Annotated in this window: 14 protein-coding genes; 8 read left to right on the forward strand and 6 right to left on the reverse strand. The window is 69.6% G+C overall.

The features are described 5' to 3' along the window. Nucleotides 1-83: 83 nt before the first annotated feature. Nucleotides 84-959: an SGNH/GDSL hydrolase family protein gene (locus tag CU254_RS26925; protein WP_009081110.1), complete on the forward strand. Its 876-nt coding sequence runs from the start codon at nt 84-86 to the stop codon at nt 957-959. A gap of 276 nt (nt 960-1,235) precedes the next feature. On the opposite strand, the gene CU254_RS26930 is transcribed toward CU254_RS26925, so the two are convergent. Continuing rightward, the gene (locus CU254_RS26930) at nt 1,236-3,863 is read right to left on the reverse strand and encodes a valine--tRNA ligase (protein WP_009081111.1); all 2,628 of its coding nucleotides are present in this window, start codon (nt 3,861-3,863) and stop codon (nt 1,236-1,238) included. A 60-nt stretch (nt 3,864-3,923) separates the two neighbouring features. Between CU254_RS26930 and CU254_RS26935 the strand changes: the two genes are divergently transcribed. From CU254_RS26935 to CU254_RS26950, 4 genes are all read left to right on the forward strand, one after another. Continuing rightward, nucleotides 3,924-4,262, forward strand: a complete 339-nt coding sequence (locus tag CU254_RS26935; protein WP_009081113.1) for a hypothetical protein — start codon at nt 3,924-3,926, stop codon at nt 4,260-4,262. Nucleotides 4,263-4,610: 348 nt separating this feature from the next. Beyond that, nucleotides 4,611-5,057, forward strand: coding sequence for a MarR family winged helix-turn-helix transcriptional regulator (locus tag CU254_RS26940; RefSeq protein ID WP_037714950.1), 447 nt, complete (start codon nt 4,611-4,613; stop codon nt 5,055-5,057). Nucleotides 5,058-5,128: 71 nt separating this feature from the next. Further along, the gene (locus CU254_RS26945; RefSeq protein WP_050788288.1) at nt 5,129-6,472 is read left to right on the forward strand and encodes an MFS transporter; all 1,344 of its coding nucleotides are present in this window, start codon (nt 5,129-5,131) and stop codon (nt 6,470-6,472) included. A gap of 46 nt (nt 6,473-6,518) precedes the next feature. Beyond that, nucleotides 6,519-8,831: an FdhF/YdeP family oxidoreductase gene (locus CU254_RS26950; RefSeq protein ID WP_037714953.1), complete on the forward strand. Its 2,313-nt coding sequence runs from the start codon at nt 6,519-6,521 to the stop codon at nt 8,829-8,831. Between the two features lie 53 nt (nt 8,832-8,884). Here the strand turns inward: CU254_RS26950 and CU254_RS26955 are convergent, their stop codons facing one another. From CU254_RS26955 to CU254_RS26965, 3 genes are read right to left on the reverse strand one after another with little or no spacing between them, the layout of a single operon-like run. Beyond that, the gene (locus CU254_RS26955; protein ID WP_037714958.1) at nt 8,885-10,309 is read right to left on the reverse strand and encodes an LCP family protein; all 1,425 of its coding nucleotides are present in this window, start codon (nt 10,307-10,309) and stop codon (nt 8,885-8,887) included. 56 nt (nt 10,310-10,365) lie between these two features. Next, nucleotides 10,366-11,109 (reverse strand): SDR family NAD(P)-dependent oxidoreductase, encoded by a 744-nt coding sequence (locus CU254_RS26960; RefSeq protein WP_009081122.1) that lies wholly within the window; start codon nt 11,107-11,109, stop codon nt 10,366-10,368. Further along, complete coding sequence (locus tag CU254_RS26965) at nt 11,106-11,528, reverse strand: VOC family protein (RefSeq protein ID WP_009081124.1); 423 nt, start codon at nt 11,526-11,528, stop codon at nt 11,106-11,108. The genes CU254_RS26960 and CU254_RS26965 overlap by 4 nt, the downstream gene beginning before the upstream one ends. A 72-nt stretch (nt 11,529-11,600) precedes the next feature. Between CU254_RS26965 and CU254_RS26970 the strand changes: the two genes are divergently transcribed. The 3 genes from CU254_RS26970 to CU254_RS26980 all read left to right on the forward strand — a co-directional run bounded on the left by CU254_RS26970 (nt 11,601) and on the right by CU254_RS26980 (nt 13,081). Further along, nucleotides 11,601-12,278: a GntR family transcriptional regulator gene (locus CU254_RS26970; protein WP_009081126.1), complete on the forward strand. Its 678-nt coding sequence runs from the start codon at nt 11,601-11,603 to the stop codon at nt 12,276-12,278. Between the two features lie 43 nt (nt 12,279-12,321). After that, nucleotides 12,322-12,660 carry a hypothetical protein gene (locus CU254_RS26975; protein ID WP_009081129.1) on the forward strand — a complete coding sequence of 113 codons (339 nt, stop codon included), beginning with the start codon at nt 12,322-12,324 and terminating at the stop codon, nt 12,658-12,660. Between the two features lie 91 nt (nt 12,661-12,751). Then, nucleotides 12,752-13,081, forward strand: coding sequence for a hypothetical protein (locus CU254_RS26980; RefSeq protein WP_009081131.1), 330 nt, complete (start codon nt 12,752-12,754; stop codon nt 13,079-13,081). On the opposite strand, the gene CU254_RS26985 is transcribed toward CU254_RS26980, so the two are convergent. Both CU254_RS26985 and CU254_RS26990 read right to left on the reverse strand, forming a co-directional pair. Next, the gene (locus CU254_RS26985; protein WP_009081132.1) at nt 13,056-14,306 is read right to left on the reverse strand and encodes an MFS transporter; all 1,251 of its coding nucleotides are present in this window, start codon (nt 14,304-14,306) and stop codon (nt 13,056-13,058) included. The genes CU254_RS26980 and CU254_RS26985 overlap by 26 nt on opposite strands. Then, the gene (locus CU254_RS26990; RefSeq protein ID WP_037714960.1) at nt 14,303-14,845 is read right to left on the reverse strand and encodes a transcriptional regulator; all 543 of its coding nucleotides are present in this window, start codon (nt 14,843-14,845) and stop codon (nt 14,303-14,305) included. The genes CU254_RS26985 and CU254_RS26990 overlap by 4 nt, the downstream gene beginning before the upstream one ends. Nucleotides 14,846-14,891: the final 46 nt, after the last annotated feature.

The raw sequence follows: 14,891 nt of genomic DNA on the forward strand, positions 1-14,891 counted from the left end.
CGACCACCCGATCGGCGGAGAGCGCGAGCGCCCGCGGCGCCGAAAGCTAAAGCGGGTCGTACCGCTAGGGAGGACGGGTTCGCATGCGCATCATCCGAATAGTGCTGTCCGCGATCGCCGCGATCGCACTGCTTCTGTCGACGGCGGCGGCCGCGAGCGCCGCGCCCCGGCACTACCGCCACTACGTCGCCCTCGGCGACTCGTACACGTCGGGACCGCTCATCCCGCTGCCCCGGCTGGATCCGTTCGGCTGCTTCCGCTCGACGTCCAACTACCCGTCGCTGGTAGCCAGCTCACTGGATGTGGACCGCTTCACCGACGTCAGCTGCGGCGGCGCGAACACCTCGCACATGACCGCCCCGCAAAATGTGCCCCTGGGCCAGAATCCGCCGCAGTTCTCCGCCCTGCGCCCCGACACCGACCTGGTAACCGTCGGCATCGGCGGCAATGACTCGGGCCTGTTCGGCAAACTGGTCGACACCTGCCCGACCCTGCGCGCCTCGGACCCGACCGGCAACCCGTGCCAACGCCACTTCACCGTAGACGGCGTAGACACGATCAAGGCGCTGCTCCCGAAAACGCAAGCCGCCGTCCAGCAAGTACTGGCCGGAATCCACGCCCGCTCCCCCCACGCGACGGTCCTGGCCATCGGCTACCCGCGCATCGCCCCCGCACACGGCTATTGCCCGAAAACCCTGCCCTTCGCGAACGGCGACTACGCCTGGCTCTCCAGCGTGGAAGAAGGCCTGAACGCAGCAGTAAGCAACGCAGTAGCCGCGGACGGCCAGTCGTCCTATGTGGACACCTACACCCCGTCCTTCGGCCACGACGCCTGCCAGCCCCACGGCGTGGCATGGATCAACGGCAAAGACCTGAACCTGCTGGCCGCCGCCCCCTACCACCCCTTCTACGAAGGAATGGCAGGCGAAGCAAAGGTAATCCTCCAACAACTCCGCTAAAAAAACGCCGTGAGGGGAACCCTGAGGGACTCAGAGTCCCTCAGGGTTCCCCTCACGGCATTAAAACCGCCGCCAAACCACCCAACCCTCGGGGCACCCACCCCTCCCCCAACCCCGATACAAAGCCGCCCTGCGGTTCGGGGGTGCTTGTCAAGGCATCTTTCCCGCCTTGACAAGCACCCCCGAACCGTCAGCACAATCGGCTCTCGGGGTGCCCCACGCAACCACTCACCGGCAATGTCGCCGCCAGGCGACGAGCCGAGCAGACAGGCCCCGTCAGGAAGCAGGCAACGCAGCCAACCGAGCCTCAATCCGCCCGATATCCGCCACCGCGGTCTCCCGCCGCACCTTGATCTTCTCGATCACCTGCTCCGGCGCCTTGGCAATAAACGCCTCGTTCCCCAGCTTCCCCTCAGTCTGCGCCAATTCCTTCCGCGCAGCCCCAAGGTCCTTCTCCAACCGCTTCCGCTCAGCCGCGACGTCGATAGTGCCGGAAGTATCCAACTCCACCGTCACCACGCCGCCACCCAGCGCGACCTCCAGAGAAGCGCTGACCGAGAACCCGTCCTCCGGCTCAGTAAGCCGCACCAACGACCGAATCCCGGCCTCATGCCCAGCCGGGAACCCGTCCCCGGCCAGCCGAGCGGCAACCTTCTGCCCCGGCTTCAGCCCTTGATCAGCCCGGAACCGCCGAATCTCGGTAATCAGCTTCTGCACATCAGCGACCCGAGCGTCGGCAACCGGATCCGCATACCCCTCGACCGCCGACGGCCAAGCCGCGATCACCAACGACTCGCCCCCGGTCAAGGCAGTCCACAGCTTCTCCGTGACAAACGGGATGAACGGATGCAGCAACCGCAGCACCGTGTCCAGCACCTGCCCAAGCACCTTCCGCGTCGCCTCGACCCGCGCGGAATCCCCTTGGTACAGCTGAACCTTGGCCAGCTCCAGATACCAGTCGCACAACTCGTTCCACGTGAACTGGTACAGCGCATTGGCGACCTTGGCGAACTGGAAGTCCTCGAACAACCCGTCCACTTCGGACACCAGCGCGGCGAGCCGCCCGAGAATCCACCGATCCGACTCGGTCAGCTCGGCAGCGGGCGGCAACTCCCCGTCAGCCGTCGCCCCGTTCATCATCGCGAACTTGCTGGCATTCCACAGCTTCGTGCAGAAGTTACGAGACCCGGCAGCCCATTCGTCGGCCAACGCCATGTCCGCGCCCGGGTTGGCCCCGCGAGCCAGCGTGAACCGGGTGGCATCCGCCCCGTAAGCGTCCATCCACTCCAGCGGGTCGATCACATTCCCGCGCGACTTGGACATCTTCTTGCCGTTGGCGTCGCGAATCAGCCCGTGCAGATAGACATGGTCGAACGGCTGCTTGCCGTCCATCTCCTGCACGCCGAACATCATCATCCGGACCACCCAGAAGAACAGGATGTCGTACCCGGTGGACAGCACGCTGGTCGGATAGAACTTCGCGAGATCCGCGGTCTCCTCCGGCCATCCCATGGTCGACATCGGCCACAGCCCGGACGAGAACCAGGTGTCGAGCACGTCCGGATCCTGCGTCCAGCCCTCGCCGGACGGCGGCTGCTCGTCCGGGCCCACGCACACGACCTCGCCGTCCGGCCCGTACCAGACCGGGATCCGGTGCCCCCACCACAGCTGGCGCGAAATCGTCCAGTCGTGCATGTTGTCGACCCAGTCGAAGTACCGCTTCTCCAGCTCCGCCGGGTGGATCTTCGTCCGCCCGTCGCGCACCGCGTCGCCCGCGGCCTTGGCCAGCTCGGCGACCTTGACCCACCACTGCAGCGACAGCCGCGGCTCGACCACCGTGTCGCAGCGGGAGCAGTGGCCGACCGCGTGCACGTACGGCCGCTTCTCCGCGACGATCCGGCCCTGCTCGCGCAGCGCGGCGACCACCGCGGGACGCGCCTCGAACCGGTCGAGGCCTTCGAACGGACCGGGCACGGTGACCTCGGCGCGCTCGTTCATCACGGTCAGCATCGGCAGGTCGTGGCGGCGGCCGATCTCGAAGTCGTTCGGGTCGTGCGCCGGGGTCACCTTGACCGCGCCGGTGCCGAACTCCGGGTCGACGTGCCGGTCCGCGACCACCGGGATCTTCCGTCCGGTCAGCGGCAGTTCGATCTCGGTGCCGACCAGGTGCGTGTAGCGCTCGTCGTCCGGGTGCACGGCCACCGCGGTGTCGCCGAGCATCGTCTCCGCGCGCGTGGTGGCCACGACGATCGAGGCGTCGCCGTCGCCGTAGCGGATCGACACGAGTTCGCCGTCGTCGTCGCTGTGGTCGACCTCGATGTCCGACAGCGCCGTCTGGCAGCGCGGACACCAGTTGATGATGCGCTCGGCGCGGTAGATCAGGCCCGCGTCGTAGAAGTTCTTGAACACCGTCTGGACGGCCTTGGACAGGTTCTCGTCCATGGTGAAGCGCTCGCGCGACCAGTCGACGCCGTCGCCGAGCCGCTTCATCTGGCCGAGGATCTTGCCGCCGTACTCGGCCTTCCACTCCCAGACCCGCTCGACGAACTTCTCGCGGCCCAGGTCGTGCCGCGACAGGCCTTCGCCGGCCAGCTGGCGCTCGACGACGTTCTGCGTCGCGATGCCCGCGTGGTCCATGCCCGGCAGCCACAGCACCTCGTAGCCCTGCATCCGGCGGCGACGGCTCATCGCGTCCATCAGGGTGTGGTTGAGCGCGTGGCCCATGTGCAGGCTGCCGGTGACGTTCGGCGGCGGCAGTACGATCGAGAACGGCGGCTTGTCCGACGAGGCGTCGGCCGTGAAGTACCCGGCCGCTACCCAGCGGTCGTACATCGGGGCTTCCTCGGCGGCCGGGTCCCAGGCACCCGGAAGGTCGGTTTTCTGCTGCGGAGCGTTCTCGGTCACAATGGACAAGTCTACGAACCCGCCGCGGCGGGGTTACGCAGGGGGAAAGGCGGTGCGCCGATGACTCGGCCGGAGGATCCGGACGACCGGATGGAAACCCATCCGGACCTCATGGACCCGGAGTGGCGCAAGCACGCCCAGCGGGACGCGTGGCTCGGCGCCAAGAAGGACCTGAAGAAGCGGCGCAAGCACGAACGGCGCAACGCTCCGTCCCCGGTCTACGGCCGCGGCGGCGCGGCCCCGAGCCGCTGGCCCGGGATCGCGGCGATCGTCGGTCTCGTGCTCCTGCTCGCGGCGGCGGTCGTGGTGCACCAAGTTCAGCCGATCGGGGTCAACGACCGGATGATCGGGTACGGCCTCGGCTCCTCGGCGGAGACCAGCAGCCAGCAGCTCTTCTAGGAGCGGGCTTCAGGATCGCGGCGTTGTCCGCGATGTTTTTCACCGTCACCAGCCCGGGCGACCTTGATCGCGAGCGACTTCGCGACGGCGATTTCGCGGCTCCCCTCGGAACAGGCTGAGTAATTCTCTCCGCCGCGGGCACCCGGCGAATAGGGCACCAAACTGCTGGCCGAACCGGTGCCGCACAGCCGAGTGCCGCCGCCAGCGACGGCCGCCGCATGGCCGCACTCACCGCGAGCGCCCGGCGACGGAAGGTCAACCAGGTCCTGCGGCCATCGTGACCAGGCTCGCCCGGCCCAGCCCCCGCGCAGGATGCACAGGCCGGACTCAACAGGCTAGACTGTGCTTATGTCCGAAGCCCCCTCCGTCCCGCCGCGCGTCGCCGAGTCCGCGGGCTGTCTCCGCGGCGTCGTCGGCCAGCTGCACCGCAGGCTGCGGCAGGTCGACAACGCGGAGATCCTCACGCCGACCCAGACCGCGGTGCTCAACCGGCTGCACCGGGAAGGTCCCGGGACCCAGGCCGAACTGGCCGCCGCGGAGCACGTCCGGCAGCAGTCCATGGCCGCGACGCTCGGCGTGCTCGACTCGCTCGGCTACCTGAACCGCACGCGCGATCCCGCCGACGGCAGGCGCGTCGTGATCTCGCTCTCCGATCTCGGCGAGAAGACCGTCATCGGGATCCGGCAGCACCGCGACGAATGGCTCGCCGCCGCGCTGGCGGACGAACTGACCGAGGACGAACTCGAAACGGTCCGGCGCGCGCTGCCCTTGCTGCAGCGGATCGCCCAGCGCTGACCCCCTGAACCTGAGGAGCACTGACGAACACCGCGACCGCCCCCGCGAAATCCCGCTTCGGCGCGCGCCTGGTGACCCCGCTGGTCGCGAGCGCCGTGCTGAACCCGATCAACTCCACGCTCATCGCCGTCGCGCTCGTCCCGATCGGACAGGCGTTCGGCGCCGGACCGGGCCGCACGGCCTGGCTGATTTCCTCGTTGTACCTGGCCACCGCGGTCGGGCAGCCGGTCGTCGGACTGCTCGTCGACCGCTACGGCGCGCGGCGCGTGCTGCTCGGCGGCGCGTCCGTCGTGATGGTGGCCGGAGTCGCCGGGATGATCCCGATCTCGGTCGAATGGCTCACCGGCGTGAGAGCGGTGCTCGGCATCGGCACCTGCGCCGGGTTCCCGGCCGCGATGGCCGTGCTGCGGCGGCGCGCCGACCAGATCGGCGAAGGCGTTCCCGCGCGGGTGCTGTCCGTGCTCGCGATGTCCGCACAGACCGTCATGGTGATCGGCCCGACGCTCGGCGGCGTGCTGATCGCGCTCTTCGGCTGGCCGGCGATCTTCGCGGTGAACCTGCCGCTGGCCGGGATTTCCCTCGTGCTGACCCTGTGGTGGGTCCCCAAGGACACCCCGGCGGAGAAACCGGCCGAGCGGATCGACGTCGCCGGGATCGCGCTGTTTTCCGCCGCGCTGCTGGTATTGCTGTGCTACCTGATGGAGCCCGGCATCGGCGATCTGTGGCTGCTGGCCGCTGCGCTCGTGCTCGGCGGGTTGTTCGTGCGGGTCGAACTGCGCGCCCGGAAGCCGTTCATCGACCTGCGGATGCTCGCCGCGAACGGTCCGGTGCTGCGCACGTATTTGCGGCAGGCACTGAGTTTCCTGGCGATCTACACGATCATGTTCGGCTACGTGCAGTGGCTCGAGGAGGCACGCGGGTTCGCCGAATCCGTCGCCGGGCTGTTGCTCCTGCCGATGTCCGGGGTCGCCGTCGGCGCGGCCGCGCTGTCCGGCCGGCCCACCGGCGTCCGGCTGCGGCTGCTGCTGGTCGGCGCCGCGCTGCTGGGCGGATCGGCCGCGCTGCTGTTCGTCGACGACGGCACCGCGTTGATCTGGCTGCTCGTGCTCGCCGCCGTGTTCGGCCTGGCCCAAGGGCTCACCAGCGTCGCCAACCAGACGACGCTCTACCGCGAGACTCCGGCCGAGACGATGGGCACCGCGAGCGGTCTCTTCCGGACCGCGCAATACCTCGGCGCGATAGTCGCGGCCACGGTCATCGCCCAGTGCTATGGCGGGCACGCCGATTCCGGCGGGCTGCACCGGCTGGCCGTCGTGCTGATCGTGACCAGCGGGTTGCTGCTGATCGTGACCGCCGCGGACCGCGCGCTGCTGCGGGCCGAACGCCGCGAACGCGAGCGGCAGGAGGCGATGTGACGACCCCCGTCTTGGGTTCCGCACGGCAAAGGCGGACGATGTGCCCATGACTCGCGAAGCTCCGACTGGTGACGTGGACGAAGCCCGCCTCGAAGTGGGCAAGCCGAAAGGCTGGGCGGCCGGAATCCCGGGAGTCGCGGTTTCGCTGGCGCGCGGGGTGGAGCAGATGGGCCCGGTCCGCACCGCGCGCACGCTGCGGCTGCTGAACCAGCGAGACGGCTTCGACTGCCCGGGCTGCGCGTGGCCGGAGCCGCGGCAGGCCGACGGCGAGAAGCGCAAAATGGCGGAGTTCTGCGAAAACGGCGCGAAGGCGGTCGCCGAGGAGGCGACGAAACGCCGGGTCGGCCGGGAGTTCTTCGCCGCGCATCCGGTGTCGGAGCTGAACGAGCGCACCGACTACTGGCTGGGCCAGCAGGGCCGGCTCACCGAGCCGATGGTGTTGCGCGAAGGCGCTTCGCACTACGAGCCGATCTCCTGGGACGACGCGTTCGGCCTGATCGCCGGCGAGCTGCGCGGCCTGGCGAGCCCGGACGAGGCGATTTTCTACACCTCCGGCCGCACCAGCAACGAGGCCGCGTTCGTGTACCAGCTGCTGGTCCGCTCGTTCGGCACGAACAACCTGCCGGACTGCTCGAACATGTGCCACGAATCGTCCGGCGCGGCGCTTTCGGCGACCACCGGCATCGGCAAGGGTTCGGTGTCGCTGGCCGACCTCCACCAGGCCGACCTGATCGTGGTCGTCGGGCAGAACCCGGGCACGAACCACCCGCGCATGCTGTCCGCGCTGGAGGAGGCGAAGGGCCGCGGCGCGAAGGTCCTCGCGGTCAACCCGCTGCCCGAAGCCGGGCTGATGCGGTTCAAGAACCCGCAGAACGTGCGCGGCGTCGTCGGCAAGGGCACGCCGCTGGCCGACGAGTTCGCGCAGATCCGGCTCGGCGGCGACCTCGCGCTGTTCCAGGCGGTCGGGCATCTGCTGCTGCAGTGGGAGGACGCCGCTCCGGGGTCCATTGTGGACTGGGAGTTCGTGGAGAAGTCCACGCACGGCTTCGAGGACTGGGCCAAGCAGCTGCGCGAGATCGACTGGCCGGAGACCGAGAAGGCGACCGGCCTGGCCCGCGAGCAGATCGAGCGCATCGCGCGGATGATCGCGACGTCCGAGCGCACGATCTACTGCTGGGCGATGGGTTTGACCCAGCACAAGCACGCCGTGCCGACGATCGCCGAGGTGGTGAACCTGGCGCTGGTGCGCGGGATGATCGGCAAGCCGGGCGCGGGCCTGTGCCCGGTGCGCGGCCATTCGAACGTGCAAGGCGACCGCACCATGGGCGTGTGGGAGAAGATGCCCGAGACGTTCATGGACGCGCTCGACCGCGAGTTCGGCATCACCGTGCCGCGCGAACACGGCTGGGACACCGTCGACTCGATCCGCGCGATGCTCGACGGACGCGGCAAGGTGTTCTTCGCGATGGGCGGCAATTTCGCCTCGGCCACCCCGGATTCGGACCGGACCGCGGACGCGCTGCGGTCGTGCTCGCTGACCGTGCACGTGTCGACGAAGCTCAACCGTTCGCACGTCGTCCCCGGCCGCACCGCGCTGATCCTGCCGACGCTCGGCCGCACGGAACGCGACGAGCAGGAATCCGGCCGCCAGTTCGTGACGGTCGAGGATTCGATGTCGCAGGTCCACGCCTCGCGCGGCCGGCTGGCCCCGGCGAGCGACCAGCTGCTGTCCGAGGTCGCCATCGTGTGCCGGCTGGCGGAGCGGCTGCTCGGCGCCGACCACCCGGTGCCGTGGCGGTCGTTCGAGAAGAACTACGACCTGATCCGCGACCGCATCGCCGCGGTGGTGCCGGGCTGCCACGACTACAACCAGCGGGTCCGCGAACCGGACGGCTTCGTGCTGCCGCACGCACCGCGCGACTCGCGGGAATTCACCGGCACGGCGACCGGCAAGGGCACATTCACCGTGTCGGAGCTGGAATACCCCTCGGTGCCCGAAGGCCGGTTGCTGCTGCAGACGCTGCGCAGCCACGACCAGTACAACACTACGATCTACGGCCTGTCCGACCGCTACCGAGGCATCGAGGACGGGCGCCGGGTGGTGTTCGTGCACCCGGATGACCTGACCGCGCTTGGCGTTGCGGACGGGGAGATCGTGGACCTGGTCTCGGAATGGCGGGACGGGGAGCGGCGGGCGCCGAGCTTCCGCGCCGTGGCTTATCCGACGGCTCGCGGGTGTGCGGCGGCGTACTTCCCGGAGGCGAATGCTTTGGTGCCGCTGGATTCCGTCGCGGAGAAGTCGAATACGCCGGTGTCGAAGGCCGTCGTGATTCGGCTGGAGTCGCATAACCACGGGTGACCTAGTCGTGAGTGGCGGCGCCGGTTAGAACCGGCGCCGCCACTCACGAGGCGTCAGTCGATGCAGTTGTCACCGTCTGACGTGACGGGCTGCGGCTGGTCGGCCTTCACCGGCCCGCCGGCCGCGGACCCGCCGTCCGACACCCCCGGTCCTGAGTAGACCTTCCCGAGCACCACCTGGATGTGCCCAGCGGGAACGTCTGCCGATTCCTTTGTGGACAGTCCGCCCAGTTCCTTCGCCACCTCCGCGCCCTCCGCGGCGAGAGCGGCCGGGAAGCGCACGACCGACGTCCGCTGCGACGGGGCGTTCCCCGCGGCGGCCGCGGCGAACCCCTTGCCCTTCAACACATCCGCGACTCGCGCCGCCAGACCGGAGGCGTCACCGGCGTTCGAGATCTCCACCGTCGCCTTCGGCGTGCCCGGCGGCGCGGCGGGCGGGGCGGTGCCGATCAGCCCGGCCGCAAACGCTTTCACCTGCGCCGGATCGACCTGTACCGCGGTCGCCGTGGGGTGGGATTTGTCGTAGCGGTAGTCCGGATTCACCACTGGGACCGTCGTGAACTGGATGCCGCCGCCGGACACGCCGCGCATTTTGCCGACGAAGTCCAGGATGTTCCACGACTGGTCCAGCACCACGGACCGCTTCACCGCGTCGATGAGGTCGCTCAGCTTGCCCGGGTCGGCGAGCGTCCCGGCCGAGAGCACTTGGTGCGCCATCGAGGCGAGGAACACCTGCTGCCGCCGCATCCGGCCGAAGTCGGTGCCGGGCAGGTTGTCGCGCTGCCGTACGAAAGCGAGCGCGGCGCCGCCGGAAAGACGCTGTTTGCCCGCCGGGAAATCCGCGCCCGAGTTCTCGTCCTTGGTGGCCTTCTTCAGGCACACCTCGACCCCGCCGACGGCCTTGCTGATCTCGGAGAAGCTCAGCAGGTTGACCTCGGCGTAGTGGTCGATGGTGACGCCGGTCAGTTCCTCGACCGCCTGCCGCGTCGCCTTGCGCGCCGCGGTCATCGACTCCTGCTCTATCTTGTCCTTGTCGGTTTCCCCGGCCGCGCGCAGTCTCGCGGCCTCGGCCGCCTTGCCGCGGCCGAACGCGGCGTTGATCTTGCCTTTGCCGCCGGGCAGGGAGACGTACGAATCGCGCGGGATGGAGAACGCCTTGACCTCCTGCTGCCCGTCCGGGATCCGCAGCACGATCAACGTGTCGGTGAGGTCGTCGCCGTTCGCGCCCGCGCGCAGTTCCTGCAGCACGCTCTGCGGCAGCGGGTTCCCCTGCGGATCCTTGCGCGCGTCCCGGCCGACCAGCAGGATGTCCGTCGCCCCGTCGGCGTGCTTCTGGCCCTCGTCCACCGATCCGCCGCCGCCGATGACGTCGCTGCGGGTGATGTCGTCGAGCGCGCTCAGGGTCGAGAACCCGTAAGCCGTGCCGGCGAACACCACCGTCGACAACGCGCCGGCGATAACTTTCCCTGCGATCCGCACGCCCCTCTGGACGTCCAGCGGCCCCGATCTGCTGCATCCGTGACCCAGCTCACAGCTCAGCGCAGATGCGACGCTCCGTTCAGGTCCAGGATCGCGCCGGACGCCCACGGCGTCTCCGACGACGCCAGGAACACCACCGCCTCGGCGATCTCCTCCGGTTCGGCGACCCGGCCGAACGGGCTTTGCTCCCGCACCTCGTCGGTGACCCGGTCGGCGACGCGCTCGGTCGCGGTAAAGCCCGGCGCCACCGACGTCACCGAAATGCCGTGCGGGGCCAGCTGGACCGCCAGCGACTGGCCGAACGAGTGCAGCGCGGCCTTGCTCGCCCCGTACGGCAGGTACTCGGGCTCGCCGCGGAACGCCCCGCGCGATCCGACGTTCACGATCCGGCCGGGCACGCCGCGAGCGATCAAATGCCGTGCGACGTGGAAGGACACGTTGGCCGCGCCGAGGAGGTTGACGTCCAGCGTGTGCCGCCAGGCGTCCTGCCAGTCCGCATAGGACATCTCGGCGATCGGCGTGCGCGTGGCCGGGGTGGTGCCGACCGCCGCGTTGTTGACCAGCACGTCGACGCCGCCGAGCTGTTCCTCGGCCACGTCGGCGATCCACTGCGCGGCGTCGGGGTTGCCGAGGTCGCCGGACACGAGCACGTGCCCGGAACCGGGCAGCGCCTCGAGCGTTTCGCGCGCGGCCTCCCGGTTGGATCCACAGTGGACAGCGATCCGGTCGCCCCTCGTGGCGAAGGCGACGGCGATGGCGCGGCCGATCCCGCGCGAGGCTCCGGTGACGAGGACGTTCATCGCGCGAACAACTGCGTCTCGTCGCGGAAAGCCTTGAACTCCAGCGCGTTCCCGGCCGGGTCGTGCAGGAACATCGTCCACTGCTCCCCCGGTTCGCCGGCGAACCGCTGGTACGGCTCGATCACGAACTCGGTGCCCGCCGCGCGCAGCCGCCCGGCCAGCTCGTGGAAGCTCTCGACGTCGAGCACCAGCCCGAAATGCGGCACCGGCACGTCGTGCCCGTCGACCGGATTGCGGCCCGCTTCCGCGCGGGCGGCAGGGACGACGTGCGTGACGACCTGGTGGCCGTGGAAGTTCCAGTCGACCCACGAGTCCGCCGAGCGCCCCTCCGCCAGCCCGAGCACGCCGCCGTAGAACTCGCGGGCCTTCGGCAGGTCGTCGACCGGTATGGCCAGGTGGAAGGCGGGACGGACAGCCATGACGCACTCCTTCGGCGCGGGGATCGGTCTCTTCACCTTGACCACGGGATGTCCGAATGTCAACATTAGGACGTGGAAGTCACCCCCCTGAGGAAGGCGGCGCGCCGCGGGCTCGCCGACGAGGCCGCCGACCGGGTGCGCGAAGCGATCTTCGCCGGGCATTTCCGGCCCGGCGCGCCGCTGCGCGAGGTCGAACTGGCCGCGTCGCTGGAGATCAGCCGCGGGTCGGTGCGCGAGGGCATCGCCCAGCTCGCCCGGGAAGGCCTGGTCCGCTGCGACTGGCACCGGCCGACCACGGTGGTCGACGTGACCGCCGAGGACGTCGGCGAGGTCTACTCAGTGCGCGCCGCGCTGGACCGGCTGGCCGCGGTCACCGCGCGCGCCAACGCGACCGAGGCGGATTTGAACGCCTTGGACGCACTGGTCGCCGACCTGGCGAAAGCGGTCCGGAGCAAAGCGCCCGGACCGCAGTTGCTGGCGCTGGACATCGCCTTTCACGACCGCGTGTACGCCGCCGCGGGCAACGGCCGCCTGACCGAGGCGTGGCACGCGGTGCGGTCGCAGGTGTTTCTCTTTCAGCTGCAACGGGTTTCGCTCGGCCACGAGCATTACCGGGCGCGCGTGGTCGACGAGCATCGCGAACTGGCGCAGCTGATCCGCGGCGGCGACCGGGAACGGTTGGCCCAAGTGGCCGAACACCACGTGGAGTCCGCCCGGGAAAGCTTGCTCGAGCGCATCCGAACCGAGTAGTTCCACGCATCCGCCGCGCTTCCCGGCCTGTCAGGATCGATCGGTGGACACTGAACCGAGCCGGACGCGGACAGCACTCACCGGGGCGTTGCACGGGACTGGCGCGTACCTCGTCTGCGCCCTGGTGCTGTGCGCGCTCGCGGCCGGACTGACGGTCGGCGCGAAGGAGCTGACCCTGCCGGCCGTACTCGGGATCATCGTGCTCGCCTCGTTCCTGCACTTCGGGGTTTTCGCGCTGCCGGTCGCCGCCGGAATCGGCGCGCTGGTCGCTTCGCTCGGACAACCGAAACGACCGGCGCGCCGCGTGTGGCTCACGGTTTCCGCACTGACCGTCCTGGTGCCGATCGTTTTCGTCGCCGCGATGTCTGCCCACTGGGGGTAGGTTCTCTCCGCAATCGGCTGAGCGGTGCGAACCGCCGCGTTTCTCCCCCGGGCACCCCGGAATCTCCACAACTCCCGGGCAGGCTGAGCGGGTGGACCTCACCAGCAGCCCGAGCCGGGCCAGCCAAGCGATTTTCGGCGCACTGCACGCCGTCGTCGTGCTCGTGATCGTGGTCGCCGCGCTCGGCCTCCTCGTCGCGGCCGCCTTCACCGAATCCCCGTTCAACGTGGTGAACGCCGTCGGCCTTTTCTGCCGCCTGTACGGGATCTTCGTCTTCCCGCTCGCCGCCGGGATCGGGGTGGTCGCCAAACTTTTCGTTGCCCGGCCGTACTCCACCGTCGTCATCTGGACCACGATGCCGGTGCTCGCCGTGCTGTTCCCGGAGATCACCATGCTCACGTCGTGGCCGTCGCTGGACTAGCCTTCGCCCGCGCGAGAGCCGCTTCGATCTTCTTGTTGCTCGTCATGCTCATCGTCACCAGGGTCATCGACACGAGCACCCCCGCCGCCGCGACGTACGGCACCCGCACCCCGGCCGTCGCGGCGAGCCAGCCGCCCAGTGCGGCACCGGCGGGGGCAGCCGAAGCCGAGACGAGGCGCGAAGCAGCGGCGACCCGGCCCATCAGCCGGGCCGGGACGATGACCTGGCGCAGCGACGCGCCGAGCACCATGGTCGTCGCCATGGCGCAGCCGCACAGCGCGAACATCGCCCCGGCGAGCCACGGGTCGCGGGCGAGGCCGAAGGCCAGGACCGCGCCGCCCTCGATCACCGCGGTGACGGTGAGCGCGGTGCCGGTGCCCAGCCGCTTTTCCAGCGGTCCGGCGAGCACCATCGCGCCCACCAGTCCCCCGGCGGCTTCGGCGGCGAGCAGGAAACCGTATCCGGCGGAATCGAGACCGAGCGCGTCCTTCGCGAACACCACCAGCACCGCCCCGAACGCGCCGAACGCCAGGTTCCCGACCGCGGGTCGCAGCGCGAGGCCGAGCAGCAGCCGATCCTTGACCGCGTAAGCGAAACCTTCCTTCGAATCCGCCCACACGGACCGGCCCGGCGCCCGCTCCGGCACCGGCGTCGGCGGCAGCGTCCGGATCAGCACCGCGCTGGCCAGATAGGTCAGCGCGTTCACCGCGAACGGCAGCGTTCTCCCTACGGTGAAAAGGAAACTCCCGACCGGCGGTCCGGCGAACTGCCCGGCCGCGGTGGACGCGCCGCGCAGGTAGCCGTTGGCGCGGCGGAGCAGGATCTGGTCCCGTGCCAGCAGATCCGGCAGGTACGCCTGCGCGGCGGTGTCGAAGAACAGCGTGCCGGTGCCGAGCAGGAACGCCACCCCGAGCAGGACCGGGATGCTGAGCCAGCCCAACGCGCCCGCGGCGACCGTCAGCGCCAGCAGCACTGCCCGCACCACATCCGCGATCCACATCGTGCGCCGCCGGTCCCAGCGGTCGACCAGCGCGCCGGCGAACAGCCCGGCGATCGGATACGGCGCGAGCACCGCCACCGTCACCAGGCTGACGACCAGCGGATCACTGTCCAGCAGCACCGCCAGCAACGGCAGAGCCGCGGAATACGCGCCGTCGCCGAGAGAACTGACCGTCGCGGCTGTCCACAAGCGACTGAACGCGGGAGGCATCTTCGGCTTGGTCATCTGGCCGCCCCCGGCCCCGGGCGGAAGAAAGCGACCGCGACGGTGGCGGCCACCTCGTCGGCGTCGCGCGCGTCCCGCATCTCGTCGAGCAGTTCGGCGAAGCGGCGTTCGAACTCCTCGAACCTCGCCTCGCTGATTCGCGTGTGCTGCATCCGGACGAACCGGCGCGAGCCCTCGGGTGCGGTCGAAAGGTCGTTGAGCGCGTGCTGCATCAGCACGTCCCGCTGCCCCGGAGCCGGTTCGGGCAGCTCGATCTTGCGCCCGACGTGCGCGTAGTAGCGCTCCACCACGCCGCGCACCTTCCGCGTGCGCACGACGTGCACGATCCCGGCTCGCTCCAGCACCCGCATGTGGTAGCTGGAACTGCCTTTCGCGATCCCCAGCTGCTCGGCTACCTGCGTGATCGTCGCGGGCCCGTCGCGCAGCACCGCGAGCACGCGGTGCCGCACGACGTTGCTCACGGCGCGCAGCTGGTCGGTCGTCTCTACCTGGACACTGTCGTGCGGCGGGACGTAGCCCGCTTGGTCATCCCCAGTCACGGGGACAATGGTCAACGACTCTTGACCATTTGTCCAGCGCTTATTT

Origin of the sequence: Amycolatopsis sp. AA4, assembly GCF_002796545.1 — a bacterium.
Lineage (GTDB): Bacteria > Actinomycetota > Actinomycetes > Mycobacteriales > Pseudonocardiaceae > Amycolatopsis.